Genomic DNA, 24,269 nt, shown 5'->3' on the forward strand with positions numbered 1-24,269 from the left:
GTATTCCTCCTTTATTTATCTTTTAATCCAAGACCCAAATCAATGAGTTTGAGTTTCACTTCTTCCAAACTCTTGCGTCCAAGATTTCTTACTTTCATCATCTCTGCTTCAGATTTTTCTGTCAAATCATGCACAGTATTGATACCAGCACGTTTCAAACAGTTATATGAGCGTACAGACAAGTCAAGTTCCTCAATCGTACGTTCCAAAATACGGTCGTCCGATTCAGTATCAGCTTCTTTCATCACTTCTGCAGATTTAGCAATCTCTGTAAGATTTGTAAACAAATCAAGATGTTCTGTCAAAATACGTGCTGAAAGCCCTAAAGCATCTTCTGGAATAATAGTTCCATTTGTCAAGATTTCAAGGGTTAATTTGTCGAAACCATCATTGCTTCCTACACGAGCAGGTTCAACTTGATAGTTAACTTTTGTAACTGGTGTATAAATAGAATCTACAGCAAGTGTTCCAACTGGGGCATTATCTTTTTTATTTTCATCTGCAGGTACATAACCACGACCAGTGTTTACAGTCATAGTTGCTTTAAATGAAGCACCTTCTCCGATTGTGAAAAGATAATGATCTGGATTTACGATTTCAATATCACTGTCAGTTAAAATATCTCCGGCTGTCACTTCAGCAGGACCTTCAACATCAAGTTCAATAGTCTTTTCGTCTTTTACATATGATTTAACTGCAATACCTTTAATGTTCAGAATGATTTGCATCACGTCTTCGCGAACACCAGGAATTGTATCAAATTCATGTAATACTCCATCGATATCGATAGATGTAACAGCTGCTCCTGGAAGAGAAGCAAGAAGTACACGACGAAGAGAGTTACCAAGTGTTGTACCGTATCCACGTTCTAGTGGTTCGATTACAAACTTGCCATAATCTTTATTTTCATCAATTTTTGTTATATTTGGTTTTTCAAACTCGATCATTTAGTTACTCCCTCTTAAACGAAAAGCAGTGTAAAGGTAATGATTATACACGGCGACGTTTTGGAGGACGAGCACCATTGTGTGGCACTGGAGTCACATCACGAATTGCTGTTACTTCAAGACCAGCGGCAGCAAGAGCACGAATAGCTGACTCACGACCAGAACCTGGACCTTTTACAGTAACTTCAACTGATTTAAGACCGTGTTCTTGTGCAGATTTAGCAGCAGCTTCAGAAGCCATTTGAGCAGCAAATGGTGTAGATTTACGAGAACCTTTGAAACCAAGAGCACCAGCTGATGACCAAGCGATTGCATTACCATGCACATCAGTAATCATAACAATAGTGTTATTAAATGTAGCGTGAATATGAGCAATACCAGATTCGATATTCTTTTTCACACGACGTTTACGTGTTGGTTTAGCCAAGACTTTTACCTCCTATATTATTTTTTCTTACCAGCAATCGCAACAGCTTTACCTTTACGAGTGCGAGCGTTGTTTTTAGTGTTTTGTCCACGGACAGGAAGTCCACGACGGTGACGGATACCACGGTATGAACCGATTTCCATCAAACGTTTGATGTTCAAGTTCACTTCACGACGAAGGTCACCTTCAACTTTAATTGCATCCACTTCACGACGGATAGCATCTTCTTGATCTGATGTAAGGTCACGAACACGAATATCTTCTGAAACTCCAGCAGCTGCCAAAATCTTTTGAGATGTTGCAAGTCCGATACCATAGACATAAGTCAATGAGATAACTACGCGTTTGTCATTTGGAATATCAACTCCAGCAATACGAGCCATGTTTTCTCCTTTCTATCTTATCCTTGACGTTGTTTGTGTTTTGGATTTGCTGGGCAAATTACCATAACACGACCATTACGACGAATTACTTTACAGTATTCGCAAATTGGTTTGACCGATGGTCTTACTTTCATTTCTTATCCCTCCAAGTTTTTCGATTATTTAAAGCGGTAAGTGATACGTCCACGTGTCAAGTCATATGGACTCATTTCAACAGTAACACGATCTCCCGCTAAAATACGAATATAGTTTTTACGAATTTTACCAGAAACTGTTGCTAAAATCTGATGTCCATTTTCAAGTTCAACCGTAAACATTGCATTCGGCATCGTATCGACTACTTTGCCTTCAACTTCAATCACATCGTCTTTTGCCACGCAAAAGTACCTCCCTAAATTTCGATTTGATGCCTCTAGACACAGAGACAACAATTATAAGTCAGACTAACTCAGTATAACATTTGTCAAGACATTTTGCAAGTCTGAAAAACGCTTTTATTTCAAATTTGTCAATACCTTTTCGATATCTTTAAAGACATCATTGATATCTTGGTTACCTTCGATATCATGTACTAGACCTTTAGCACGATAGTGAGCAATAATTGGTTCACCTTGAGCAATATTGACATCCAAACGACGTTTAACTGTCTCTGGTTTATCATCTTCACGTTGGTAGTAATCTTCCTCTTTGTAATCAACTGGTGGGTTGAATACCTTATGGAAAGTTTCTCCAGTTTCACGGTGAATGATACGACCACTCAAACGTTCAAGTAGGCAAGATGGATCTACCTCGATGTTGATAACACCTTCAAGTTTAATTCCAAGTTCAGCCAATGTTTTATCTAAGGCATGTGCTTGCTCAATTGTACGTGGGTAGCCATCCAACAAGAAACCAGTTTCTTTAATATCATCTTGAGAAAGACGTTCTTTAACAATTCCATTTGTTACTTCATCTGGAACCAATTCGCCTTTGTCAATATATGACTTAGCTAGTACACCCATTTCAGTTTGGTTAGCCATTGCTGCACGGAACATGTCACCTGTTGAGATGTGGGCAACGTGAAACTGTTCAACAATTTTCGCTGCTTGTGTCCCTTTACCTGCACCAGGTAAACCCATAATCAAAAGATTCATGATTCAAACTCCTTTTTTGTATTTAAATAGAAGCAAAAATTCATTTCAACTCCTATTTAAAAACAAAATAGAAGAGAGGAGATAAAAATCTGACAATGTCTTTGATTTTTACACTCCACTCTCTGAGCAATAGTGAATTTTATTTTCTATTACAATTATTCTGTTGTGTCTAAGAAACCAACATACTTACGTTTCAATAGATAACCTTCCAATTGTTTAATTCCTTCGATACCTGTAGAGATAATGATTAGCAAACTTGTTCCCCCAAAAGCGACAACTTCTGAAAGACCAAATAAATCTTTAGCTACAATAGGTAGGATAGAAATCACACCTAGGAAGATTGATCCGACTGTTGCGAGACGACGAAGAAGTTTTGACATATATTCTTCTGTCCCTTTACCAGGACGGACACCATGGATATAAGCTCCACTCTTTTGTAAATTTTCTGCTGCTTTCTCTGGATTGATCTGTACAAATGTATAGAAGAATGTAAAGAGAATAATCAACAGAGCATACAAAGCAACACCTGTTGGGGTTGAAGTAGATACCAACTCTTGAGCTGTTTTTACCCATTCCCAATTAAGGCCAGACGCACTTACGAATTGTAAAATTGCTGCCGGTGCTGCTGTAATAGAGCTAGCAAAGATAACTGGGATAACCCCAGCAGGGTTAATCTTCAATGGAAGATAGGAGCTTGACGGCGCACCTTGAGCTACCTTTGTATACTGAATTGGAATCTTGTATTTAGCTTGTTCAACGTAAGTTGTAAAGTATACAATTAACAAAACAGCAACGATTAAGATGGCAACGAAAATGAGAGACGATGTCAATCGACTACTTGGTACATTGACAAAGTAGTCCACGTAGATGCCCTTAACCATATCAGGAATTGAAGCAACAATCCCTGCAAAGATAATCATTGAAACACCATTACCATATCCCTTATCTGTGATTTGCTCTCCCAGCCAGGTTACAATCATGCTACCTGCTGTTAAGATTCCTCCAATCACAAGGAAAACTTGTGGTGTAAGTGGTACAGTCAAAAGTTTAGCTCCAGACAGAGCGTTAAAACCAGCAGTAATACCGACTGATTGAACAAATGCAAGCACCAGTGCAATGTATCGAGTCGCTTGGTTTAACTTTCTACGACCAACTTCCCCTTGTTTGCCCCACTCCACAAACTTTGGTAATAAATCCATTTGCAAGAGTTGGACGACGATTGAGGCTGTAATGTAAGGGCTAACTCCAAGAGCAAAAACTGAAAAGTTTTTCATGGCATTCCCTGACACCAAGCTCAACATATTCAAGAAGGATAGTCCACTCAAAGCATTCAAGCTATTTGCATTTACCCACGGTACAGTAATACTAGTACCGATACGAAAAACAAATACGATAAAAATTGTAAATAAAATTTTTGATCGAACCTGCTTAACTTTGAGTGCTTCTCTCAATAATTTAAAAAACATAGGTCACCTCACTTAGATGACTTCAACTGAACCACCTTTAGCAGTGATAGCTTCTTCAGCTGATTTAGAGAATTTAGCAGCTTTAACAGTCAATTTCTTAGTCAACTCACCGTTACCAAGAACTTTGATACCTGATTTTTCAGATTTAACAATTCCTGATTCTACAAGTACCACTGGAGTTACTTCAGCACCGTCATCAAAGGCGTTCAATTGATCAAGGTTTACAATAGCATATTCTTTAGCGTTGATGTTAGTAAATCCACGTTTTGGAAGACGACGGAACAATGGAGTTTGTCCACCTTCAAAACCAAGACGTACACCGCCTCCGCTACGAGCTTTTTGACCTTTTTGACCACGGCCTGATGTTTTACCGTTACCTGATGAAGTACCACGTCCAACACGGTTACGTGACTTACGAGAACCTTCTGCAGGTTTCAATTCATGAAGTTTCATTTATTTTTCTCCTCTTTTGTAAAATGCTAGCGCCGATAAAGGAGAAAAGGTTGTCTCCTTTATCAACTCGCCTATACTGTGTCATCTAAGATGACTATATCTAGTTTTAGGGGATGGTCATATGCACATCCCCTAAATAATCATTAGTTTACTTCTTCAACTGTTACCAAGTGAGATACTGCAGTGATCATACCACGGATTGCAGCGTTATCTTCTTTAATAACAGAGCTGTTCAATTTGCCAAGTCCAAGTGCTACAACAGTTTTACGTTGTGATGGAATGCGTCCGATTGGAGACTTAGTCAAAGTAATTTTAATTTGAGCCATTTTATCCCCTTTCTTATGCCAAATCAGAAACTGAAATACCACGAAGGGCAGCAACTTCTTCAGCGCGTTTCAATTGTTTCAAACCTTCAACAGTTGCGCGAACAATGTTGATTGGAGTGTTAGAACCAAGTGATTTAGATGTAATATCTGCCACACCTGCCAATTCCACAACGGCACGAACTGCACCACCTGCGGCAACTCCAGAACCTTCTACAGCAGGTTTCAACAATACTTTAGCTCCACCGAATTCTGAAAGAACTTCATGTGGAATTGTTGTTCCGACCATAGGAACTTCGATCAAGTTTTTCTTAGCATCTTCTACTGCTTTGCGGATTGCTTCTGGAACTTCTTGAGCTTTACCAGTACCAAATCCTACACGACCATTACGGTCACCAACAACTACAAGAGCTGCGAAACGAAGACGACGTCCACCTTTAACAACTTTTGTAACACGGTTAACAGCAACTACGCGTTCTTCAAGTTCTACTGCATTGTCTTTAAATGCCATTTTCTAGTGTCCTCCTATTAGAATTTCAATCCGTTTTCACGAGCTGCATCAGCCAAAGCTTTCACACGTCCGTGATATAGATATCCACCGCGGTCGAACACCACTTCTGAAATACCTTTAGCACTTGCACGTTCTGCAACGAGTTTACCGACAGCAACGGCTTGTTCAGTTTTAGTTCCTTTTGAAACTTCTTTGTCAAGAGTTGAAGCACTTGCGAGCGTTACACCCGCTACGTCATCAATCACTTGAGCGTAGATGCCTGTATTAGAACGGAATACGTTCAAACGTGGGCGATCAGCAGTTCCAGAGAGTTTTCCGCGTACGCGACGGTGGCGTTTTTGGCGGAGTTTGTTTTTATCTGGTTTAGAAATCACAGTTTTCACCTCTTTAATTTTAAATCGTGTGCTATGCACAAAGTTGGTAATGGGGTTGGTGGTTGAAAATCAACCACTCAACATTATTTACCAGTTTTACCTTCTTTAAGACGAACATATTCGCCAACGTAACGGATACCTTTACCTTTGTATGGTTCTGGTGAACGAAGGCTACGTACGTAAGCAGCTGTTTGACCAACTACTTCTTTTGAAATTCCGCTGATAACGATAGTCGTTGGGTTTGGAAGTTCAAAAGTAATTCCTGCTGGAGCTTCAACTTCGTCTGGATGTGATTTACCAACAGCCAAAACAAGTTTGTTTCCTTGAAGTTGTGCACGGTAACCAACCCCACGCATTTCAAGTTCTTTCTTGAATCCTTCTGAAACACCAATAACCATGTTGTTCAAAAGTGCACGAGTAGTTCCGTGGATTGTTTTCATTTCTTTTGAATCGTTTGGACGGTGAAGAGTTACTTCAGTACCTTCCACACGGATTTCAATATCTTTTGAGAACTCACGAGTAAGTTCTCCTTTAGGTCCTTTTACAGTTACAACGTTGTCATTGTTAGTGAGTTCAACACCAGCAGGCAACACGATAACTTTATTACCAATACGTGACATGTTTTTATTCTCCTGTTAAATTGTCAGGCCATGACGGCCAGTTTTCACGGGGGTTAAATCGATTTCTCGATTTAAAGGAATATTTAGGTTTCAATTTTAAAGTGAATCTAGGCATCGTCTTGCAGACATAACTTTGGGTTAGGCAAGAGACGATAACGACGAGTCACAAAGAAATTGGGAGCTAAATATTACCAAACGTAAGCGATAACTTCCCCACCAACATTCTTTTGGCGAGCTTCTTTATCAGTAAGCAAACCTTCAGAAGTTGAAAGGATAGCAATTCCAAGACCGTTAAGTACTTTTGGAAGATCTTCACGTTTTTTGTAGACACGAAGTCCTGGTTTAGAAACACGTTTCAAGTTAGTGATAACTCGTTCACCGTTTGTTCCGTATTTAAGGAATACACGGATGATGCCTTGTTTGTCATCTTCGATGATTTCTACGTTCTTAACAAAACCTTCGCGTTTAAGGATTTCAGCAATTCCTTTTTTGATGTTTGATGCAGGTACTTCAAGTACTTCGTGTTTTGCTTGGTTAGCGTTACGAATACGAGTTAGGAAGTCTGCGATTGGGTCAGTCATAACCATTTTATTTTCTCCTCTTACTAGTAGTTTGCAAGTTGCACTTGCTAGTTAATGATTGAGCTGGGCTCAGATAGTATTGACACATTCAAACAAGATAATCTCATTTGAACACGAGCTACAACCTGGGCAAAAAAGATAGATTTGTCTTGGAGAATCGCTCCTGAACCAAATCTCCTATTTTTGCTGGGGTTGTTACGCTCTTTGTATCATGATATTACCAAGATGCTTTTGTTACACCAGGGATTTGACCTTTATATGCCAATTCACGGAAGCAAACACGGCAAAGTTTAAACTTGCGGTAAACTGAGTGTGGACGTCCACAACGTTCACAGCGAGTGTATGCTTGAGTAGAGAACTTCGCTGGGCGTTTGTTCTTAGCAATCATAGATTTTTTAGCCATTAGTTATACCTCCTATATTATTTTGCAAAAGGCATTCCAAGGCCTGTAAGCAATGCACGTGACTCTTCGTCAGTGTTAGCAGTAGTAACGATAACGATGTCAAGACCGCGAGTTTTGTCAACGTCATCAAAGTTGATTTCTGGGAAAATCAATTGTTCTTTCACACCAAGTGTGTAGTTTCCGCGTCCGTCAAATGATTTTGTTGGAACACCGTGGAAGTCACGCACACGTGGAAGTGAAACTGAAACCAATTTATCCAAGAATTCGTACATACGTTCACCACGAAGGGTAACTTTTGCACCGATCGCTACACCTTCACGAAGACGGAAGCCGGCGATTGATTTTTTAGCTTTAGTGATAAGTGGTTTTTGACCTGAGATAAGTGCCAATTCTTCAGCAGCTTTTTCAAGGCTTTTAGCGTTTGATACAGCTTCACCGACACCCATGTTCAAAACGATCTTATCTACTTTAGGCACAGCCATCACTGATGAGTAGTTGAATTGTTCTGTCAAAGCAGGAACTACTTCATTAAGATATTTTTCTTTTAAACGATTTGCCATTATACTTCTCCTTTCCTTCGTGATTAATCAAGCACTTCGCCTGATTTTTTGTTGTAGCGAACTTTTTTACCGTCTACAAATTTGTAACCAACACGACCAGCTACACCATTTTTGTCCAAAACTTGAACGTTTGATACGTGGATAGCTGCTTCCTTCTCGATGATACCACCTTGAGGAAGTTCGTTTGTTGGACGTTGGTGTTTCTTAACGATGTTAACACCTTCAACGATAACTTTGTTTACTTTTGGAAGGGCAGTAAGGACAACAGCTTCTGTTCCCTTATCTTTACCAGCGATTACGCGAACTTTGTCGCCTTTTTTTACAAACATTTTTTTCTCCTTTTATTCTTACGCCCAATGGGCACCCTGGCTAGGCCAGGGGACTGTGTTTGTTTTTTTATTGATTAAAGTACTTCTGGAGCAAGTGACACGATCTTCATGAAGCCACCTTCACGCAATTCACGTGCAACTGGGCCAAAGATACGTGTTCCGCGAGGAGTTTTGTCGTCACGGATGATAACTGCTGCGTTTTCGTCAAATTTGATGTATGAACCATCAGCACGACGAGCACCTGATTTAGTACGAACGATAACTGCTTTAACAACGTCACCTTTTTTAACCGCACCACCAGGAGTAGCTTGTTTTACAGATGCCACAATAACATCACCGATGTTCGCAAATTTACGTTTAGAACCACCAAGAACTTTGATAGTCAAGATTTCGCGTGCACCGCTGTTGTCTGCGACTTTCAAACGAGTTTCTGTTTGAATCATTTCAGTTTTCTCCTTTCAGGCTTGATTAGATGATAACCGCTTCTTCAACAACTTCTACAAGACGGAAACGTTTTGTAGCTGAAAGCGGGCGAGTTTCCATGATACGTACGATATCGCCTTCTTTGGCAACATTGTTTTCATCATGTGCTTTGTATTTTTTAGAGTAGTTAATACGTTTACCATAGACTGGGTGGTTACGTTTTGTTTCAACTACAACTGTGATTGTCTTGTCCATTTTGTCAGATACAACACGTCCAACAAGAACTTTACGATTATTGCGTTCCATTGAAATTTCTCCTTCCCTAGTCTATTATTTCGCTTCAGATTGAACTGTTTTGATACGAGCGATTTGTTTTTTAACTTCTTTCAAGCGAGCTGTTTGTTCTAATTGACCAGTAGCAGCTTGGAAACGAAGTTCGAACAATTCTTTTTTCAATTCGTTTTCGCGCTTCGCGAGTTCTTCTTGAGAAAGACCACGAAGTTCTTTAACAAATTCTTTTACTTCATTAAGTTTCATGCCTTCTCCTTATTCTGCTTCACGTTTTACGAATTTACATTTAACTGGCAATTTGTGGCTTGCAAGACGAAGCGCTTCGCGAGCGATCTCTTCAGATACACCAGCAACTTCAAACATTACTTTACCACGTTTAACTGGTGCTACCCAACCTTCAGGTGCCCCTTTACCAGATCCCATACGAACCCCGATAGCTTTAGCTGTATATGATTTGTGTGGGAAGATTTTAATCCAAACTTTACCACCACGTTTCATGTAACGAGTCATGGCGATACGAGCAGCTTCGATTTGGCGGTTAGTGATCCAGTGGCTAGTTGTAGCTTGAAGACCGTATTCACCGAATGCTACTTCTTTTCCACCTTTAGCTTCACCGCGCATTTTACCACGGAATTCACGACGGTGTTTAACACGTTTAGGTACTAACATTGGTTATTTACCTCCTTTAGTGTTTTTACGAGCTGGAAGAACTTCACCACGGTAGATCCATACTTTAACACCAAGTTTACCGTATGTAGTATCTGCTTCTTCCCAAGCGTAATCGATATCTGCGCGAAGTGTGTGAAGTGGAACTGTACCTTCAGAGTATCCTTCTGCACGGGCGATATCTGCACCGTTCAAACGACCTGATACTTGAGTTTTAATTCCTTTAGCTCCAGCACGCATAGCACGTTGGATTGCTTGTTTTTGTGCACGACGGAAAGCAACACGTTGCTCCAATTGACGAGCAATTCCTTCACCAACAAGGTGAGCATCCAAATCAGGTTGTTTGATTTCGATGATGTTGATGTGTACTTGTTTTCCAGTCAATTTGTTAAGTTTAGCACGAAGTGCATCAACGTTAGCACCACCTTTACCGATAACCATACCTGGTTTAGCAGTGTGAAGTGAAACGTTAACTTTGTTTACTGCGCGTTCGATTTCAATAGTTGAAACTGCTGCGTCAGCAAGTTCTTTTTGAACGAATTTACGGATTGCAAGATCTTCATGAAGGTAATCCGCGTATTCTTTTTCAGCATACCATTTGGCATCCCAATCACGGATGATGCCGACACGCATACCAATTGGATGTACTTTTTGACCCACGATTTTACCTCCTTATTTTTCTGCAACAGCTACAGTGATGTGAGCTGTACGTTTGTTGATTGGTGAAGCTGAACCTTTCGCACGTGGACGGAAACGTTTCATAGTTGGTCCTTCGTTTGCGAATGCTTCAGATACTACCAAGTTAGCTTTATCCAAACCAAAGTTGTTTTCAGCGTTAGCTACAGCTGAGTTCAACACTTTCAAGATGATTTCAGCAGCTTTGTTTGGAGTGAATGTCAAAATTGCGATTGCATCGGCTACGCTTTTACCACGGATGTTGTCAAGAACAAGACGTGATTTACGAGGTGAAACACGTACTGTGCGAGCCATTGCTTTAGCTGAAGTAATTTCTGCCATTTATGTTCTCCTTATTTTCTACGTGTCTTCTTGTCGTCTGCGGCGTGACCTTTGTAAGTACGAGTTGGTGCAAATTCACCAAGCTTGTGACCTACCATGTCTTCTTGGATGTAAACAGGTACGTGTTTACGTCCATCATAAACTGCGATAGTGTAACCAATGAAACTTGGGAAGATCGTTGAACGACGTGACCAAGTTTTGATAACTTTTTTCTTTTCGTCGTTAGCTTGAGCTTCAACTTTTTTCATCAAATGCTCATCGACGAAAGGTCCTTTTTTAAGACTGCGTCCCATTTTTATATTTTCTCCTTTAAATATAGTACCACAGCGGCTTGCGCTCTCAACGAGCGCTACCGAGCTGGCGGAATTTCCTAGTTGCTTAAGCGACTAGTTTAAAATTATTTCTCGTTGCGACGACGAACGATAAGTTTGTCAGATTTCGCTTTCTTGTTACGAGTTTTAAGACCAAGAGCAGGTTTGCCCCATGGAGTTGATGGTGCTTTACGACCAACTGGTGCTTTACCTTCACCACCACCGTGTGGGTGATCGTTAGGGTTCATTACAGAACCACGAACTGTTGGGCGGATACCTTTCCAACGGCTACGTCCTGCTTTACCAAGGTTTACAAGTCCATGTTGTTCGTTTCCGACAACACCAACTGTTGCACGACAAGTTCCAAGAATCATACGAACTTCACCTGATTGAAGACGAACAAGAACGTATTTACCTTCTTGACCCAATACTTGAGCAGAAGCTCCAGCAGCACGTACTAATTCTCCACCACGACCTGGTTTCAATTCGATGTTGTGGATCAAAGTACCAACTGGGATGTTAGCAAGCGGAAGTGCGTTTCCGACTTTGATATCTGCTTCAGGACCTGAAACGATACGTTGACCAACTTCAAGACCTTTTGGAGCGATGATGTAAGCTTTCACACCGTCAGTGTAGTGTACAAGAGCGATGTTTGCAGAACGGTTTGGATCGTACTCGATAGTTTTAACAACTGCTTCAACGTTGTCTTTGTTACGTTTGAAGTCAACCAAACGGTAGAAACGTTTGTGTCCACCACCTTGGTGACGAACAGTGATACGACCGTTGTTGTTACGACCAGCCTTGTTCTTCAAAGCAACAAGCAAAGTTTTTTCTGGTGTGCTTGTTGTGATTTCAGCGAAATCCAAAGAAGTCATATTACGGCGACCGTTTGTTGTTGGTTTATAAACACGAATTCCCACGATATTTCCTCCTTAGATTATTCAGCTTCAGCAGCAAACAACTCGATTGCTTTTGAATCAGCTGTAAGAGTGATGATAGCTTTTTTAGTTTTGTTAGTAAAACCAGTGTAACGTCCAACACGTTTAGCTTTAGGTTTTACGTTGATTGTGTTAACATTTGCAACTTTAACACCTTCAAAAGCAGCTTCAACAGCTTGCTTGATCAAAAGTTTGTGTGCACGAGTGTCAACTTCAAATACATATTTTCCTGCTTCAAGTTGAGCCATTGAGCTTTCAGTGATAACAGGTTTTTTGATAACATCATACAAATTCATTATGCAAGAACCTCCTCGATTTTAGAGATAGCTGCTTGAGTAACAAGAAGTTTGTCACTATTTGCGATGTCAAGAACACTTGCAGTTGTAGCAGTCGCAACTTTCACGTTTGGAAGGTTACGAGCTGAAAGAGCTGCGAATTCGTTTCCTTCTTCAAGAATAACAAGGACTTTAGAATCGATGCTCAAAGCTGCAAGAACTTTTGCAAATTCAGCAGTTTTTGGAGCTGTAAATTCAAGAGAATCAACGGCTACAAATTTGTTTTCAGCAACTTTTTCTGAGTAAACAGATTTAAGTGCAAGGCGACGAACTTTTTGAGGAAGTTTGTACGCATAGCTACGTGGAGTTGGTCCGAAGACGATTCCACCACCACGCCATTGTGGAGAGCGGATAGAACCTTGACGAGCACGTCCAGTTCCTTTTTGACGCCATGGTTTGCGTCCGCCACCTGAAACAGCTGAGCGGTTTTTAACTGCGTGAGTTCCTTGACGAAGGCTAGCACGTTGGCTGATGATCACATCAAACACAACAGATTGGTTTGGTTCGATACCAAAGATTGCATCGTTAAGAACAACTTCGCCCGCTTGTTTACCAGTTTGGTCGAATAATGTTACATTTGCCATTTTGACTGTATTCCCCTTTCCTTATTATTTACCAGCTTTAACTGCTGACTTGATAGTGATAAGAGATTTCTTAGCACCTGGTACGTTACCTTTGATAAGGATAACGTTCTTTTCTGGAACAACTTGTACAACTTCAAGGTTTTGAATTGTTACGCGGTCGCCACCCATACGTCCTGCAAGGTTTTTACCTTTGAATACGCGGTTAGGTGCAACAGGTCCCATAGAACCTGGACGACGGTGGTAACGAGAACCGTGAGCCATAGGGCCACGTGATTGTCCGTGGCGTTTGATAACACCTTGGAAACCTTTACCTTTAGATGTACCAGTTACATCAACAATGTCTCCAGCTGCGAAAGTTTCAACTGTGATTTCAGCACCAACTTCCAAGCCTTCAACGTTTTTGAATTCACGAATGAAGCGCTTAGGAGCCGTGTTAGCTTTTGCTACATGTCCTTTAGCAGGTTTGTTGCTCAATACTTCGCGTTTGTCATCGAAACCAACTTGGATAGCGTTGTAACCATCTGTTTCAACAGTTTTAACTTGAAGAACAACGTTTGGAGTTGCTTCGATAACTGTTACAGGGATCAATTCGCCAGCTTCAGTGAAGATTTGAGTCATTCCCACTTTTTTCCCTAAGATTCCTTTTGTCATGAGAAAATAGTTCCTTTTCTATATTTTTTATTCAAAAAGTTTTTAACGAGCGTTTTTTATGCTCAAGTCTAAGATACAAAGGGCGTCAAACTCAAAGTGAAAATAGGAAACTGACGCAGTGTCTTACAGACACTAGGAAGTTTATCTTTTTCACACCGAGTTTAGCCCGTGTTCAATTCAATTGAAACACCAGCTTCTGCTCTTTTATATTTTAGATTAAAGTTTGATTTCTACGTTTACACCACTTGGAAGATCCAATTTCATCAAAGCGTCAACTGTTTTTTGAGTTGGGTTGATGATATCGATCAAACGTTTGTGTGTACGCATTTCGAATTGTTCGCGAGAATCTTTATATTTGTGAGTCGCACGAATGATTGTGTAGAGGCTACGCTCAGTTGGAAGTGGGATTGGACCCGCAACTTGTGCACCTGTACGAGTAGCTGATTCTACGATTTTTGCAGCCGCTGTGTCAAGCGTACGGTGTTCGTAAGCTTTCAAACGGATACGGATTTTTTTGTTTGCCATCTTTTTCTCCTTTTCGTCTATTTAAGATAATAGGCTAGCTCCACAAGAAAACCGACGCGCGTTGCGTGGCAATGCAACCGAGCGTGTCGCAACCTCTTGCATCAAAGCTAAGGCTGTAATTTACAGCACCATAATAGAATAACACAAAGCCCCTGCGATTGCAAGGGATTTGACAGGATTTTTTAAATTTTTTAGATGAAACTGTTTTCTTATTGCCCCTTATCTCAAAAAAGCATAAATGAAGAGCAAATTTTTATTTTTTCTTCTATATAGTATTCATAATATTCGTTTCGATCTGAAATTTATCATTCGATTGATTTATCAAGATATCTGTTTTTGACTCGGTTTCTTTATAATATTGCAGATACTGTTCTCGTCTCATTTGCTGACTAGCCAATATAAAGGATGCATCGCCATTTCTCACAGCCGTATCTCGAGCTAGACGCCTCTTTAATTCTGTCTCTTCATCCGTGTAGAAACAAATGGTTTTGTCAAAGAGTTCCTTTGGAAGAAAACCCACAGACATCCCTTCGACTATCAGAATTGGTTTTGCTCCCGATAAGACCTCACTAGCCTTCCAAGGTTCTTCGATTGTTAAGACATCCATACCCGCTTGCAAGGCTAGAATATCTCTCTGCAAACTTGCCAGTTCATGCGCCACTGGCAGACAAGCTGTCACCTTTTGATCAGGTGCTTGCTTTGGTACTACCAGGTGACGTTCTGAGGTTATGTAGGGATCTGTTTCTAGCAAATTTACTGTAGTAGAATCTATGGCTTGATATAATTCCTGAGCGAAGGTTGATTTACCTGAAGCCCCATGACCGTAGATCCCTAGCGTCCTAATTCTTCCTGAGTCTATTTCTGAGACCAGTTGCTCTATTAAGTCTTTTTTCTTCATTCTCTCTTCACCTGTTCATAGCTTTCTTTTCCATCGTTAAGCTTGTCCCAGATCACCACTTGCCCACTTTTGAGGGATTTTTGTACATCGATAATTCGTTGATTGGAAGAGCCACGGAATTGAAGCATTAGATTACGCTTGCTTTTATCATACCGTCCATCAACCAAGATATCAATCATTGACAAGAGCTCCCGTTTATCAGGTGTCTCCAATATCATCTCTTCCCAAGTGTAGCCCGTCCAAGACCAGATATCTTTGTCAGGCAATTCTTTCCGAATACGTTTCACAAGAGGCAGAAGGATACCTGTATTTAGGAATGGTTCTCCTCCTAGCAAAGTTAACCCTTGAACATAAGGCTGGGCCAAGTCTGCCATGATTTGTTCTTCTAATTCTGGCGTATAAGGAATTCCTGCATTGAAAGACCAGGTGGCTACATTGTAGCAACCTTCACAGTGAAACATACAGCCTGCTACATAGAGAGAATTGCGGACTCCTTCGCCATCGACAAAGTTGAAAGCCTTGTAATCGATGATTCGACCTTGGCTCAGCTCTTCACTCTTCCACTCACCTGGTTTTGGTGTATTCCATGTCATACTTTCTACTCCAACTCTATCCAATAGCGCTCCGTTCCATTTCGAACATCCTCTAACTTCCCACCATTAGCTAAGATAACAGCTCTGCTGGCCTGATTTTCCGTGCTACATGTCACAAGCGCTCGTTTGATATTCTTTTCCTTGGCAATTTGTAGACCTTGTCGGAGGGATTCTTTGGCGTAACCTTTTCCCCTTTCAGAAGGGCGGATGGAATAGCCGATATGGCCAGCATGATTCAGCAATCCCTCATTTAGTCTCAGCCGTAAATTTAAAAAACCTAAAGCATGATCTGATTTATCAAACAATACGAACTGAATTGATGGAACACGATTTTCAGGCAATTTTATTCCCATTTCTTTATTAAGGTTAGTTTCTAGCCACTCCTCATAATCAAAGTTCTCAGCATCCCAAAATCCACCATCGTGGGCTGATTGAGTCTGTTCAAACTCTGCCATCATCTCTAAAATTGTTTCTTTATCTTCCAATGTTGGTCTGCGTAATTCCATGTATTCCTCCCGCTATGAGAAAAGTGAGAGGGGACTCTCACTTTTTCTTATTTTTGTTTAAAAACTGTTCTCTAAGGCTAGCTACTCTGTCTTTTTTATTAACTCCACCCTTTGAATGTTTTTCGTGGAATCGTTGAACCAAGGCCTTGCCTTTATCATCTAATTGATATTTTCCCATGCTATCTCTTTCTAATTTCTTACTTCATGTCCTGCTGTTTTGATAGTAGAACCGTTCATGTGTTTGACACGCGCAGCAATTTCCTTGTGGCGTCCATTGACCATCGGACGCGCTTGTGGGTTCCCAAGATAGCCACAGGTCCGTTTAACCACATCTACTGTTTTAGGATCGTTATTCCCACAGTTAGGACAAGCAAATCCTCTCTCTGTCGGTTCAAAATCTCCTTCAAAATCACACTTGTAGCAACGGTCAATCGGAGTATTAGTTCCGAGATAACCTACCCGGTCATAAGCATAGTCCCATACAGCTTCCAAAGCCTTTGGATTTTGTTGAAGAACTGGATACTCACAGTAGTGGATGAATCCACCTGATGCACCCGCTTCTGGATAAACCTTTTCAAAATCTAGTTTTTCAAAAGGAGTTGGATTTTTACGCACATCATAATGGAAGGAATTTGTGTAGTATTCTTTATCTGTAATATCCGGAATAGAGCCGAATTTCTCCGTATCCAAGCGACAGAAACGATCTGTCAAACTTTCAGACGGCGTTGAATAGATAGAGAAATGGTAACCATATTGGTCAGACCATTCTTCTACTCGACGTTTCATATCGCGAATAATATCAAGGGTGAACTCTTTGGCTTCTGGATTATTTTCCCAATGATTACCAAAGAAGACTGTCGCCACCTCGTACAAGCCAATATAGCCCAGAGAAATAGTTGCACGACGATTCTTAAAGAGTTGATCAACACTTTCTTCTTTTCCAAGACGACGTCCGAAGGCTCCATATTGATAAAGAATTGGTGCATTAGCTGGAGTGGCTTCCTTGGTTCTGTCCACACGGTAAACCAAAGCATCTTCCGCGATATTCATGCGCTCGTTAAAGATTTCCCAGAACTTGTTCAGGTCGCCTTCGGATTCAAGGGCGATACGAGGAAGATTGACTGTCACGACCCCTAGGTTCATACGGCCCGAATTGACTTCTACTCCATTTTCATCCTTCCATCCTTGAAGGAATGAACGGCATCCCATCGGAACTTTGAAAGAACCAGTCAACTCGACAATCTTATCATAAGACAAGACATCCGGGTACATGCGCTTAGTTGCACACTCAAGAGCCAACTGCTTGATGTCGTAGTTAGGCGAGCCTTCCTCTAAGTTAAGACCTCTTTTAAGAGTAAAGATGAGTTTAGGGAAGATGGCTGTACGGTGTTCTGAACCAAGCCCCTTGATACGAATGTTCAGGATTGCCTTTTGAATTTCACGTTCAAAACGACTGGTTCCTAGACCGAAACCCAGAGAGGTAAATGGCGTTTGCCCATTTGATGTAAAGAGGGTATTAATCTCGTACTCTAGAGATTGCATGGCATCGTAGATGTCTTTTTGGGTTTTCTTCCAGGCATATTCTTGGCGCTTGTCAGGCAGAACCCATTCCTCCGCATCCTTGAGGTGCTTTTGATAATTCTTCTCTGCATAAGGAGCCAAGACTTCATCGATACGGTCTGCTGAACAGCCTCCATACTGGCTAGAAGCAACGTTTGCGATGATTTGTGAAATCTGTGCTGTCGCAGTTTGGATAGACTTGGGACTCTCTACCTCAGCATTCCCAATCTTAAAACCATTTTCCAACATGCCCTTGAAATCAATCAAACAGCAGTTGGTCATAGGGGTATAGGGACTGTAGTCCAAATCATGATAGTGGATATCCCCTTTTTGGTGGGCATTAGCCACATGTTTAGGAAGCATTTGAAGTCCGATGGATTTCCCAACAATCCCTGCCGTCAAATCACGCTGAGTGTTAAAGACATCACTGTCTTTATTGGCATTTTCATTGACAACTGCCTGATCTTTGTCAAGAAGTTTATGAATACTAAAGTTGATATCTGTCGCTTTTGAGCGCTCAAAATCCCTTTGAGTCCGATAGGTGATATACTCCTCGGCCAAAGCGTATTCTTTGGCTTCCAACAATTCGTGCTCTACGATGTTTTGGATTTCATAGATTTTTACACCTTGTGGGAAACGGCTATGAATTTCTTCAACGATACGTTCAACTAGGGTACTAAGTCGTTTTTCAACCAAAGGGGTTACATCCATAACCTTTTCAGCAGCCTTATGAAGCGCTTTGTCAATCTTGTCTACATCAAAAATTACACGTCTGCCGTCACGTTTTTCAACGAATAAAGTCGGATCAGGGACAGCCTTCTCTTCCAATACAATCATATCCATACCCTTTTCTTAAATATAATATTGATTCTAAAAAGTATTATATCACTAAAAAAATAAAAATCAATATCTTGTGTCAAAAAATAAATTTTTTTTTAAAATTACACAAGATATTGATAGTTTTTATTTTAATTTGTAGAGTTTAAAATCTTTGAATTTACTTTGAACCGCTTGATAATTTTCAGCTAAGAGCTGCTCAACTTCTGTCCATAGGCTTGTTTTTGTATTCACCACAATCATCTTTGGTTGATTATCTCGTAGATCATTTACAAGTTTAGTACGATTTGCATCAAGTCCTGTATGCAATCTAGGCGATAGCAACTGACTAGCTGACAAGCGTTCGCTAGCTTTATAGCTACTTGTCAGATTGTCCCAAACATAGATACGATCTGTAGCTTGAGTTTCCCCTTTGACCTTAGATTCAATGCTTGTACGTTCTTGATATTGTTCCGCATGGAGCAAATATCGTGATACTACAGGTGCTAAAAATAGGTAAGCCAGAGCTAAAATTGGCAGATAGGCATTTCCTTTTAGAAAAGCTCCCCATACCGAAGTTTCTTCTCTAGATCGTCTACGGCGATTCGCTCCTTCTGGCTTCTCTGTTGAAATTCGTGTCAGCAAAAGAAGCGACAAGAAAGGAAGGAACTCAACCATACGACTACCATTGATAAGATCTGTAGAAAAAATTTCTAAAACTAATACCAAAATGACAGCTATTGCAGCAGAGATTGATAAGACCGATTGCTTCAATGGTTTATATTTGAAGAGACCTGTCAATGCCAATGTCAATACTCCGAGACCTATCGACAACAATCCATAGAAGAGGATATTGTCGAATAATCCTGAGTTAGACGTAAAGTTTAAACTATCTAATGGATAGAGGATTTGACTAATGGCATTTCCGAAACTGCCTTTATAAGCTGTATAATATCCGATTGGATAAAAGAAGATTGAAAAACCAAGGCCCGCTGCAAAAAATTGATAAACACCATGAGCTAAATTATTGCGACCAACATTAAAAGCTGTTACAGCAAAAAACAAGACAAAGGCGTATAAAGTTGTGACCAAAGGTGCAAAGAAAAATGCTAGAGCTAAGCTAGCTCCAATACGGATAAATCCTTTGTCAAGGCTTGGTTCTGCCAAATAAGATGTTACTAAACTTAAGGCATAAAACAAGAATGGGAGTGCAAGAATAGTTGCATAGCCTCCACCAAAACTAAGAGCACTAGCCAGGACATAAAAGACTGTCAATACTTGTTGCGATTGCTTATCTTGTCCAGTCAGATTGAAAGCAGAACGGAAAAGAAAGAATCCGGCACCTACTAAGGCTAACCAATTAAAGACGGCAAACAAAATACTGCCCTTGGTTAAATACTGTAAAAAGTAATAGAGGAGGCCACTAGTCCCAAAATAATCTGCGTAGATATCCCCACTCTGATGCATAGCCCATCCAATATAGAAATCTTGAGCCTGCTCTGGACTAGTCAATCCTAGCACAAAAGGAAGAGCTACAGACACAAGTACCGCTAAAGTGCTCCAAATTAGGATTTTGAATAATGGTAAGCGAGCAGATTGTCGTGTTTCAAACTCTTCTCGCACCTCTCCCCCACCTGAATTATCTTGATTTCCAGTCCAAGTTGGGATTGGTTCGTCTTCTAATCTGCCATATACGTTCATTCGCTCTCTCCTATATTTTAATTTGTTCTAGTATATCAAAAAGTCTAGTTCTTGTCAGCCTGCTGAGGGCATTTGTTCAGCTTTTTACAGAGATTAGCGAAGTATTCAATCTCATAAAAACGATGATAAGACGCTTTTTTATAGGCTTCTAAAAAAATTTTTTCTTCTACTGTCAGCATAGTCATTTCTCCTTTTCTCTTAATTCGAAAAATGAAGAAAAAACTAAAAAAGCTGAAGCCCTCAATAGAGAATTCAGCTTTTTATTTTTAGTCAGCTTTTTTTTCTAAGTTTTTAGAAATACTTCGATTTTTACCTTCTAAGTACACCATAAGAATGGAAATATCTGCTGGGTTTACACCTGAAATACGGCTAGCTTGGCCGATGGTTTCTGGATTGATAAGCTTGAACTTCTGACGAGCTTCAGTCGCGATAGAGTCAATATCATCCCAGTCAATATTCGCTGGAATTCGTTTTTCTTCCATGCGTTTCATCTTGGCAACCTGATCCATGGCTTTTGAGATATAGCCTTCGTACTTGATTTCGGTTTCAATCAATTCGATAATCTTGTCATCTAATTCTTCGGCAGCAGGTCCGATGAAGGCTACCACATCTTGGTAAGAAACTTCAGGACGACGAAGGAATTCCTTGGCAGTCACCGCATCTGTCAATGGCTTGAAGCCCATCGCTTCAACCTTAGCGTTAGTTTCCTTGACCGGCTTGAGTTTGATGCTATCCAAACGCTTCATTTCATTTTCAAATTGATTTTTCTTGATTTCAAAACGAGCCCAACGTTCATCGTCCACAAGACCAATCTCGCGCCCCATTTCTGTCAAACGCATATCAGCATTGTCATGACGGAGGATGAGGCGGTATTCTGCACGACTGGTCAAGAGACGGTAGGGTTCAATGGTTCCCTTGGTCACCAAGTCATCAATCATCACCCCGATATAGCCGTCACTGCGCTTCAAAATTAACTCAGGCTTGCCTTGGATTTTCAGAGCCGCATTGATACCTGCGATAATCCCTTGGCCTGCTGCCTCTTCGTAACCAGATGTACCATTTGTCTGACCAGCTGTGAAAAGTCCTGAGATTTTCTTGGTTTCCAGAGTCGCACGCAATTGATGAGGCAAGACCATGTCATACTCAATAGCATAACCTGTACGCATCATCTCTGCATTTTCCAAACCTTTGATAGAATGAACCAGATCACGCTGGACATCCTCAGGAAGACTGGTTGAAAGTCCTTGGACATAAACTTCTTCTGTGTTTCGTCCTTCTGGCTCAAGGAAAAGTTGGTGGCGTTCCTTGTCTGCAAAACGCACAATCTTGTCCTCAATTGATGGACAGTAACGAGGTCCCACTCCCTTGACCACACCTGTAAACATAGGCGCACGATGGAGGTTGTTTTGGATAATCTCATGACTGGTACCATTGGTATAGGTCAACCAGCACGGCACTTGGTCTTTAACATAATCCTCATCACGTGAAGTATAAGAAAAGTGATTTGGTGTTTCATCTCCTGGCTGAATCTCTGTCACATCATAGTTGATAGAGGAAGCCTTGACGCGCGGTGGAGTTCCTGTCTTGAAACGACCGATTTCAAGTCCAAGTTCCTTGAGATTATCAGCTAGGTTAATAGAAGCCAGACTGTGGTTTGGACCTGATGAATACTTGAGATCTCCGATGATGATTTCCCCACGGAGGGCTGTCCCTGTGGTCACGATAACAGCCTTTGCAGCATACTCTTGATGGGTCGCTGTACGAACACCGACAACCTTACCATCTTCCACCAAAATCTCATCAATCATGGTTTGACGAAGGGTGAGATTTTCTTGATTTTCAACCGTTTTGCGCATTTCCTTAGAGTAAAGTTCCTTGTCAGCCTGCGCACGAAGAGCACGAACAGCAGGTCCTTTCCCAGTGTTGAGCATCTTCATCTGGATATAGCTTTTATCAATAGTCTTGGCCATTTCGCCGCCCAGGGCATCTACCTCACGCACAACAATTCCCTTGGCAGAGCCACCGATAGAAGGATTACAAGGCATGAAAGCCAACATTTCGATGTTGATAGTCGCAAGCAAGACCTTACAACCCATACGGCTAGCAGCTAGAGAGGCTTCTACCCCAGCATGTCCCGCACCAATTACAATAATATCGTATTCTTCTGTAAAATTATAAGTCATTTTCTCTCCTATTCCTCAAGATGAATGTGTCTTAGTTGTCCGTTCCAATCAGGCAGGGCTGTCTTTAAAAAGGCTGGAACCAGCCGAATATCCTCAAGCTTGTCCAAGTCAATCCACTCACAAGGCTGCGTTTTTTCGTCTTCCTGCATAGTCAATGGAGCATCTTCAAGCAAGTCTACTAAATAATGAAACTCGATATTGTGATAGTGAACACCGTCTTCCTCAAAACGATTTTCAACCACGAAAGCTAGTTGTCCAGCTTGAGCTTTGACATCCAGTTCTTCCCTCACCTCACGGACTACCGCATCTTCCGTTCTTTCGTTGACTTGAATAGCACCGCCGATGGTGTAATACTGGTCCTTATCTTTGGTGACTAGGAGCTTATGATTTTGGAGAATCAAGGCTGTTGCCCGAACACCAAAAACAGTGTTTCCCACCTTTGTCCGAAAGTCTTGTTGAGTCATTTTTGTCCTTTCCTTTAAACGACACAAAAACAGTCAAAACTCGTAAGAAGTGCAGGACAAAAAAGCCTGCAACATCCATGAGCTTTGACCATCATTTCTATTGCTTTTATTATTGTAGCAAATTGAGAAAATTTGTCAATCTAAATGTACTGACAAACCTTGCCATCACGGTAGGCATTGTCAATCAAACCACCACCGAGACATTCTTCACCATCGTAAAAGACAACTGCCTGTCCTGGTGTAATGGCGCGTTGTGGTTCTGCAAAAATGACCACTGCCTTGTCTCCTTTGACATGTACAGTCACCTTCGAGTCTGGCTGACGGTAGCGGAATTTAGCCGTACATTCGAGCGTAAATTCCTCTGGCATGTCACGAGTAAAGTGGACTTGACTAGCCTCTAAACTGGTTGACATGAGCGCTTCATGATAGAAACCTTGTCCTACATAGAGGATATTTTGGCTCAAGTCCTTTCCAACAACGAACCAAGGGGCATTATCCCCACCGTGTTGACCACCGATACCAAGTCCTCCACGCTGACCGATCGTATAATACATCAGTCCTGCATGCTCGCCCATATCGCGACCATCTACAGTCATCATGCGACCAGGCTGGGCTGGTAGGTAGTTGCTGAGAAATTCTTTAAAGTTCTTTTCTCCGATAAAGCAAATCCCTGTTGAATCTTTCTTCTTAGCAGTCGCAAGACCTGCTTCTTCTGCTAGTTTGCGAACTTCAGGCTTTTCCAAATGTCCCAGTGGGAACATGGTCTTTTGTAATTGTTCTTGTGAAAGTTGGCTGAGGAAATAGGTCTGATCCTTGCCATTATCCACGCCACGAAGCATGTGAACGATGCCATCCTCATCACGCGCCACACGGGCATAGTGTCCAGTTGCTACATAGTCTGCTCCCAAGGTCATGGCATAGTCCAAAAAGGCCTTAAACTTGATTTCCTTGTTACACATAACGTCTGGATTTGGCGTGCGTCCTGCTCTGTATTCCGCTAGGAAATACTCAAAAACGCGGTCCCAGTACTCTTTTTCAAAATTGACAGAGTAGTAAGGAATGCCAAGTTGGTCTGCCACTGCAGCCACATCCTTGTAATCTTCGGTCGCCGTACAGACGCCGTTTTCATCTGTGTCGTCCCAGTTCTTCATGAAGATACCGATCACATCGTAGCCCTGTTCTTTGAGTAAGAGAGCCGTCACCGACGAATCAACACCACCACTCATCCCCACGACAACACGTGTTTTAGAGTTATCACTCATGGTAGTTCTCCCATCTATTCGTTTATTCACGATTG

Annotated in this window: 38 protein-coding genes; all 38 read right to left on the bottom strand. The window is 41.2% G+C overall.

Annotated features, from left to right (window positions below; all coding sequences use genetic code 11):
* Positions 1-11 precede the first annotated feature (11 nt).
* A complete protein-coding gene (locus ACVAMZ_RS08825; protein WP_004251121.1) occupies positions 12-947 on the bottom strand; it encodes a DNA-directed RNA polymerase subunit alpha in 936 nt (311 codons plus the stop codon).
* A 43-nt stretch (positions 948-990) separates the two neighbouring features.
* Positions 991-1,374 carry a 30S ribosomal protein S11 gene (gene rpsK, locus ACVAMZ_RS08830; protein WP_001118385.1) on the bottom strand — a complete coding sequence of 128 codons (384 nt, stop codon included), beginning with the start codon at positions 1,372-1,374 and terminating at the stop codon, positions 991-993.
* A 17-nt stretch (positions 1,375-1,391) separates the two neighbouring features.
* Positions 1,392-1,757, bottom strand: a complete 366-nt coding sequence (rpsM, locus tag ACVAMZ_RS08835) for a 30S ribosomal protein S13 (RefSeq protein ID WP_004251117.1) — start codon at positions 1,755-1,757, stop codon at positions 1,392-1,394.
* 17 nt (positions 1,758-1,774) lie between these two features.
* A complete protein-coding gene (gene rpmJ / locus ACVAMZ_RS08840) occupies positions 1,775-1,891 on the bottom strand; it encodes a 50S ribosomal protein L36 (RefSeq protein WP_001808836.1) in 117 nt (38 codons plus the stop codon).
* Between the two features lie 24 nt (positions 1,892-1,915).
* Complete coding sequence (gene infA / locus ACVAMZ_RS08845; RefSeq protein WP_001029883.1) at positions 1,916-2,134, bottom strand: translation initiation factor IF-1; 219 nt, start codon at positions 2,132-2,134, stop codon at positions 1,916-1,918.
* Positions 2,135-2,251: 117 nt separating this feature from the next.
* Positions 2,252-2,890: an adenylate kinase gene (locus ACVAMZ_RS08850; RefSeq protein WP_004251114.1), complete on the bottom strand. Its 639-nt coding sequence runs from the start codon at positions 2,888-2,890 to the stop codon at positions 2,252-2,254.
* 155 nt (positions 2,891-3,045) lie between these two features.
* A complete protein-coding gene (secY, locus tag ACVAMZ_RS08855) occupies positions 3,046-4,356 on the bottom strand; it encodes a preprotein translocase subunit SecY (protein ID WP_414272954.1) in 1,311 nt (436 codons plus the stop codon).
* A 12-nt stretch (positions 4,357-4,368) separates the two neighbouring features.
* Positions 4,369-4,809, bottom strand: a complete 441-nt coding sequence (gene rplO / locus ACVAMZ_RS08860; protein ID WP_006151070.1) for a 50S ribosomal protein L15 — start codon at positions 4,807-4,809, stop codon at positions 4,369-4,371.
* 143 nt (positions 4,810-4,952) lie between these two features.
* A complete protein-coding gene (rpmD, locus tag ACVAMZ_RS08865; protein ID WP_000057241.1) occupies positions 4,953-5,135 on the bottom strand; it encodes a 50S ribosomal protein L30 in 183 nt (60 codons plus the stop codon).
* 13 nt (positions 5,136-5,148) lie between these two features.
* Positions 5,149-5,643 carry a 30S ribosomal protein S5 gene (gene rpsE, locus ACVAMZ_RS08870; RefSeq protein ID WP_004251100.1) on the bottom strand — a complete coding sequence of 165 codons (495 nt, stop codon included), beginning with the start codon at positions 5,641-5,643 and terminating at the stop codon, positions 5,149-5,151.
* Positions 5,644-5,660: 17 nt separating this feature from the next.
* Complete coding sequence (rplR, locus tag ACVAMZ_RS08875) at positions 5,661-6,017, bottom strand: 50S ribosomal protein L18 (protein WP_004251098.1); 357 nt, start codon at positions 6,015-6,017, stop codon at positions 5,661-5,663.
* An 83-nt stretch (positions 6,018-6,100) separates the two neighbouring features.
* On the bottom strand, positions 6,101-6,637 hold the full coding sequence (rplF, locus tag ACVAMZ_RS08880; RefSeq protein WP_075565061.1) for a 50S ribosomal protein L6: 537 nt from the start codon (positions 6,635-6,637) through the stop codon (positions 6,101-6,103).
* 188 nt (positions 6,638-6,825) lie between these two features.
* Positions 6,826-7,224, bottom strand: coding sequence for a 30S ribosomal protein S8 (rpsH, locus tag ACVAMZ_RS08885; protein WP_006144711.1), 399 nt, complete (start codon positions 7,222-7,224; stop codon positions 6,826-6,828).
* Positions 7,225-7,435: 211 nt separating this feature from the next.
* The gene (locus tag ACVAMZ_RS08890; RefSeq protein ID WP_001085699.1) at positions 7,436-7,621 is read right to left on the bottom strand and encodes a type Z 30S ribosomal protein S14; all 186 of its coding nucleotides are present in this window, start codon (positions 7,619-7,621) and stop codon (positions 7,436-7,438) included.
* Between the two features lie 17 nt (positions 7,622-7,638).
* A complete protein-coding gene (gene rplE, locus ACVAMZ_RS08895) occupies positions 7,639-8,181 on the bottom strand; it encodes a 50S ribosomal protein L5 (protein WP_000013542.1) in 543 nt (180 codons plus the stop codon).
* 23 nt (positions 8,182-8,204) lie between these two features.
* Positions 8,205-8,510 carry a 50S ribosomal protein L24 gene (gene rplX / locus ACVAMZ_RS08900; protein ID WP_000497691.1) on the bottom strand — a complete coding sequence of 102 codons (306 nt, stop codon included), beginning with the start codon at positions 8,508-8,510 and terminating at the stop codon, positions 8,205-8,207.
* 74 nt (positions 8,511-8,584) lie between these two features.
* Positions 8,585-8,953: a 50S ribosomal protein L14 gene (rplN, locus tag ACVAMZ_RS08905; RefSeq protein WP_000616547.1), complete on the bottom strand. Its 369-nt coding sequence runs from the start codon at positions 8,951-8,953 to the stop codon at positions 8,585-8,587.
* Between the two features lie 25 nt (positions 8,954-8,978).
* Positions 8,979-9,239: a 30S ribosomal protein S17 gene (rpsQ, locus tag ACVAMZ_RS08910; protein WP_000440801.1), complete on the bottom strand. Its 261-nt coding sequence runs from the start codon at positions 9,237-9,239 to the stop codon at positions 8,979-8,981.
* Positions 9,240-9,263: 24 nt separating this feature from the next.
* Positions 9,264-9,470, bottom strand: coding sequence for a 50S ribosomal protein L29 (gene rpmC / locus ACVAMZ_RS08915; protein WP_000772918.1), 207 nt, complete (start codon positions 9,468-9,470; stop codon positions 9,264-9,266).
* 9 nt (positions 9,471-9,479) lie between these two features.
* Positions 9,480-9,893, bottom strand: coding sequence for a 50S ribosomal protein L16 (rplP, locus tag ACVAMZ_RS08920; protein ID WP_000960948.1), 414 nt, complete (start codon positions 9,891-9,893; stop codon positions 9,480-9,482).
* A gap of 3 nt (positions 9,894-9,896) precedes the next feature.
* Positions 9,897-10,550: a 30S ribosomal protein S3 gene (gene rpsC / locus ACVAMZ_RS08925; RefSeq protein WP_000529936.1), complete on the bottom strand. Its 654-nt coding sequence runs from the start codon at positions 10,548-10,550 to the stop codon at positions 9,897-9,899.
* A gap of 12 nt (positions 10,551-10,562) precedes the next feature.
* The gene (gene rplV / locus ACVAMZ_RS08930; RefSeq protein ID WP_000818137.1) at positions 10,563-10,907 is read right to left on the bottom strand and encodes a 50S ribosomal protein L22; all 345 of its coding nucleotides are present in this window, start codon (positions 10,905-10,907) and stop codon (positions 10,563-10,565) included.
* Positions 10,908-10,918: 11 nt separating this feature from the next.
* Entirely contained in the window at positions 10,919-11,200 is a 282-nt protein-coding gene (gene rpsS / locus ACVAMZ_RS08935) for a 30S ribosomal protein S19 (protein WP_000533766.1), read from the bottom strand.
* 104 nt (positions 11,201-11,304) lie between these two features.
* Positions 11,305-12,138 (bottom strand): 50S ribosomal protein L2, encoded by an 834-nt coding sequence (gene rplB, locus ACVAMZ_RS08940; protein ID WP_006144707.1) that lies wholly within the window; start codon positions 12,136-12,138, stop codon positions 11,305-11,307.
* 17 nt (positions 12,139-12,155) lie between these two features.
* Entirely contained in the window at positions 12,156-12,452 is a 297-nt protein-coding gene (locus tag ACVAMZ_RS08945; protein ID WP_001055347.1) for a 50S ribosomal protein L23, read from the bottom strand.
* Entirely contained in the window at positions 12,452-13,075 is a 624-nt protein-coding gene (gene rplD, locus ACVAMZ_RS08950; protein ID WP_000024549.1) for a 50S ribosomal protein L4, read from the bottom strand. Before rplD ends, ACVAMZ_RS08945 begins: the two co-directional genes overlap by 1 nt.
* Positions 13,076-13,099: 24 nt before the next feature.
* Complete coding sequence (rplC, locus tag ACVAMZ_RS08955; RefSeq protein ID WP_004251088.1) at positions 13,100-13,726, bottom strand: 50S ribosomal protein L3; 627 nt, start codon at positions 13,724-13,726, stop codon at positions 13,100-13,102.
* Positions 13,727-13,942: 216 nt separating this feature from the next.
* A complete protein-coding gene (gene rpsJ / locus ACVAMZ_RS08960; RefSeq protein WP_003009585.1) occupies positions 13,943-14,251 on the bottom strand; it encodes a 30S ribosomal protein S10 in 309 nt (102 codons plus the stop codon).
* 265 nt (positions 14,252-14,516) lie between these two features.
* On the bottom strand, positions 14,517-15,149 hold the full coding sequence (locus tag ACVAMZ_RS08965) for a uridine kinase family protein (RefSeq protein WP_461684621.1): 633 nt from the start codon (positions 15,147-15,149) through the stop codon (positions 14,517-14,519).
* Positions 15,146-15,742 (bottom strand): anaerobic ribonucleoside-triphosphate reductase activating protein, encoded by a 597-nt coding sequence (gene nrdG / locus ACVAMZ_RS08970; RefSeq protein WP_461684622.1) that lies wholly within the window; start codon positions 15,740-15,742, stop codon positions 15,146-15,148. The genes ACVAMZ_RS08965 and nrdG overlap by 4 nt, the downstream gene beginning before the upstream one ends.
* Positions 15,743-15,747: 5 nt before the next feature.
* A complete protein-coding gene (locus tag ACVAMZ_RS08975; protein WP_461684623.1) occupies positions 15,748-16,248 on the bottom strand; it encodes a GNAT family N-acetyltransferase in 501 nt (166 codons plus the stop codon).
* 37 nt (positions 16,249-16,285) lie between these two features.
* On the bottom strand, positions 16,286-16,426 hold the full coding sequence (locus tag ACVAMZ_RS08980; RefSeq protein WP_000521611.1) for a hypothetical protein: 141 nt from the start codon (positions 16,424-16,426) through the stop codon (positions 16,286-16,288).
* Between the two features lie 11 nt (positions 16,427-16,437).
* Positions 16,438-18,645, bottom strand: coding sequence for an anaerobic ribonucleoside-triphosphate reductase (gene nrdD / locus ACVAMZ_RS08985; protein WP_461685182.1), 2,208 nt, complete (start codon positions 18,643-18,645; stop codon positions 16,438-16,440).
* A 126-nt stretch (positions 18,646-18,771) separates the two neighbouring features.
* Positions 18,772-20,325 (bottom strand): damage-inducible protein CinA, encoded by a 1,554-nt coding sequence (locus ACVAMZ_RS08990; RefSeq protein ID WP_461684624.1) that lies wholly within the window; start codon positions 20,323-20,325, stop codon positions 18,772-18,774.
* A 44-nt stretch (positions 20,326-20,369) separates the two neighbouring features.
* Positions 20,370-20,504 carry a hypothetical protein gene (locus ACVAMZ_RS08995; protein WP_259274709.1) on the bottom strand — a complete coding sequence of 45 codons (135 nt, stop codon included), beginning with the start codon at positions 20,502-20,504 and terminating at the stop codon, positions 20,370-20,372.
* 87 nt (positions 20,505-20,591) lie between these two features.
* Entirely contained in the window at positions 20,592-22,508 is a 1,917-nt protein-coding gene (gene mnmG, locus ACVAMZ_RS09000) for a tRNA uridine-5-carboxymethylaminomethyl(34) synthesis enzyme MnmG (RefSeq protein WP_178895577.1), read from the bottom strand.
* A gap of 8 nt (positions 22,509-22,516) precedes the next feature.
* A complete protein-coding gene (locus ACVAMZ_RS09005; protein WP_461684625.1) occupies positions 22,517-22,972 on the bottom strand; it encodes an NUDIX hydrolase in 456 nt (151 codons plus the stop codon).
* Positions 22,973-23,112: 140 nt separating this feature from the next.
* On the bottom strand, positions 23,113-24,234 hold the full coding sequence (gene mnmA / locus ACVAMZ_RS09010; RefSeq protein WP_461684626.1) for a tRNA 2-thiouridine(34) synthase MnmA: 1,122 nt from the start codon (positions 24,232-24,234) through the stop codon (positions 23,113-23,115).
* Positions 24,235-24,269: the final 35 nt, after the last annotated feature.

Source organism: Streptococcus sp. KHUD_017 (genome assembly GCF_054861245.1).

Bases quoted from the DNA above. Each gene is read 5' to 3' on its own strand.
- ACVAMZ_RS08825 (WP_004251121.1), bottom strand. From the start codon at position 947: ATGATCGAGTTTGAAAAACCAAATATAACAAAAATTGATGAAAATAAA.
- rpsM (WP_004251117.1), bottom strand. From the start codon at position 1,757: ATGGCTCGTATTGCTGGAGTTGATATTCCAAATGACAAACGCGTAGTT.
- rpmJ (WP_001808836.1), bottom strand. From the start codon at position 1,891: ATGAAAGTAAGACCATCGGTCAAACCAATTTGCGAATACTGTAAAGTA.
- ACVAMZ_RS08850 (WP_004251114.1), bottom strand. From the start codon at position 2,890: ATGAATCTTTTGATTATGGGTTTACCTGGTGCAGGTAAAGGGACACAA.
- secY (WP_414272954.1), bottom strand. From the start codon at position 4,356: ATGTTTTTTAAATTATTGAGAGAAGCACTCAAAGTTAAGCAGGTTCGA.
- rplO (WP_006151070.1), bottom strand. From the start codon at position 4,809: ATGAAACTTCATGAATTGAAACCTGCAGAAGGTTCTCGTAAGTCACGT.
- rpmD (WP_000057241.1), bottom strand. From the start codon at position 5,135: ATGGCTCAAATTAAAATTACTTTGACTAAGTCTCCAATCGGACGCATT.
- rpsE (WP_004251100.1), bottom strand. From the start codon at position 5,643: ATGGCATTTAAAGACAATGCAGTAGAACTTGAAGAACGCGTAGTTGCT.
- rplF (WP_075565061.1), bottom strand. From the start codon at position 6,637: ATGTCACGTATTGGTAATAAAGTTATCGTGTTGCCTGCTGGTGTTGAA.
- rpsH (WP_006144711.1), bottom strand. From the start codon at position 7,224: ATGGTTATGACTGACCCAATCGCAGACTTCCTAACTCGTATTCGTAAC.
- ACVAMZ_RS08890 (WP_001085699.1), bottom strand. From the start codon at position 7,621: ATGGCTAAAAAATCTATGATTGCTAAGAACAAACGCCCAGCGAAGTTC.
- rplE (WP_000013542.1), bottom strand. From the start codon at position 8,181: ATGGCAAATCGTTTAAAAGAAAAATATCTTAATGAAGTAGTTCCTGCT.
- rplX (WP_000497691.1), bottom strand. From the start codon at position 8,510: ATGTTTGTAAAAAAAGGCGACAAAGTTCGCGTAATCGCTGGTAAAGAT.
- rplN (WP_000616547.1), bottom strand. From the start codon at position 8,953: ATGATTCAAACAGAAACTCGTTTGAAAGTCGCAGACAACAGCGGTGCA.
- rpsQ (WP_000440801.1), bottom strand. From the start codon at position 9,239: ATGGAACGCAATAATCGTAAAGTTCTTGTTGGACGTGTTGTATCTGAC.
- rpmC (WP_000772918.1), bottom strand. From the start codon at position 9,470: ATGAAACTTAATGAAGTAAAAGAATTTGTTAAAGAACTTCGTGGTCTT.
- rplP (WP_000960948.1), bottom strand. From the start codon at position 9,893: ATGTTAGTACCTAAACGTGTTAAACACCGTCGTGAATTCCGTGGTAAA.
- rplV (WP_000818137.1), bottom strand. From the start codon at position 10,907: ATGGCAGAAATTACTTCAGCTAAAGCAATGGCTCGCACAGTACGTGTT.
- rpsS (WP_000533766.1), bottom strand. From the start codon at position 11,200: ATGGGACGCAGTCTTAAAAAAGGACCTTTCGTCGATGAGCATTTGATG.
- ACVAMZ_RS08945 (WP_001055347.1), bottom strand. From the start codon at position 12,452: ATGAATTTGTATGATGTTATCAAAAAACCTGTTATCACTGAAAGCTCA.
- rplD (WP_000024549.1), bottom strand. From the start codon at position 13,075: ATGGCAAATGTAACATTATTCGACCAAACTGGTAAACAAGCGGGCGAA.
- rplC (WP_004251088.1), bottom strand. From the start codon at position 13,726: ATGACAAAAGGAATCTTAGGGAAAAAAGTGGGAATGACTCAAATCTTC.
- rpsJ (WP_003009585.1), bottom strand. From the start codon at position 14,251: ATGGCAAACAAAAAAATCCGTATCCGTTTGAAAGCTTACGAACACCGT.
- ACVAMZ_RS08965 (WP_461684621.1), bottom strand. From the start codon at position 15,149: ATGAAGAAAAAAGACTTAATAGAGCAACTGGTCTCAGAAATAGACTCA.
- nrdG (WP_461684622.1), bottom strand. From the start codon at position 15,742: ATGACATGGAATACACCAAAACCAGGTGAGTGGAAGAGTGAAGAGCTG.
- ACVAMZ_RS08975 (WP_461684623.1), bottom strand. From the start codon at position 16,248: ATGGAATTACGCAGACCAACATTGGAAGATAAAGAAACAATTTTAGAG.
- ACVAMZ_RS08980 (WP_000521611.1), bottom strand. From the start codon at position 16,426: ATGGGAAAATATCAATTAGATGATAAAGGCAAGGCCTTGGTTCAACGA.
- nrdD (WP_461685182.1), bottom strand. From the start codon at position 18,645: ATGATTGTATTGGAAGAGAAGGCTGTCCCTGATCCGACTTTATTCGTT.
- ACVAMZ_RS08990 (WP_461684624.1), bottom strand. From the start codon at position 20,325: ATGAACGTATATGGCAGATTAGAAGACGAACCAATCCCAACTTGGACT.
- ACVAMZ_RS08995 (WP_259274709.1), bottom strand. From the start codon at position 20,504: ATGCTGACAGTAGAAGAAAAAATTTTTTTAGAAGCCTATAAAAAAGCG.
- mnmG (WP_178895577.1), bottom strand. From the start codon at position 22,508: ATGACTTATAATTTTACAGAAGAATACGATATTATTGTAATTGGTGCG.
- ACVAMZ_RS09005 (WP_461684625.1), bottom strand. From the start codon at position 22,972: ATGACTCAACAAGACTTTCGGACAAAGGTGGGAAACACTGTTTTTGGT.
- mnmA (WP_461684626.1), bottom strand. From the start codon at position 24,234: ATGAGTGATAACTCTAAAACACGTGTTGTCGTGGGGATGAGTGGTGGT.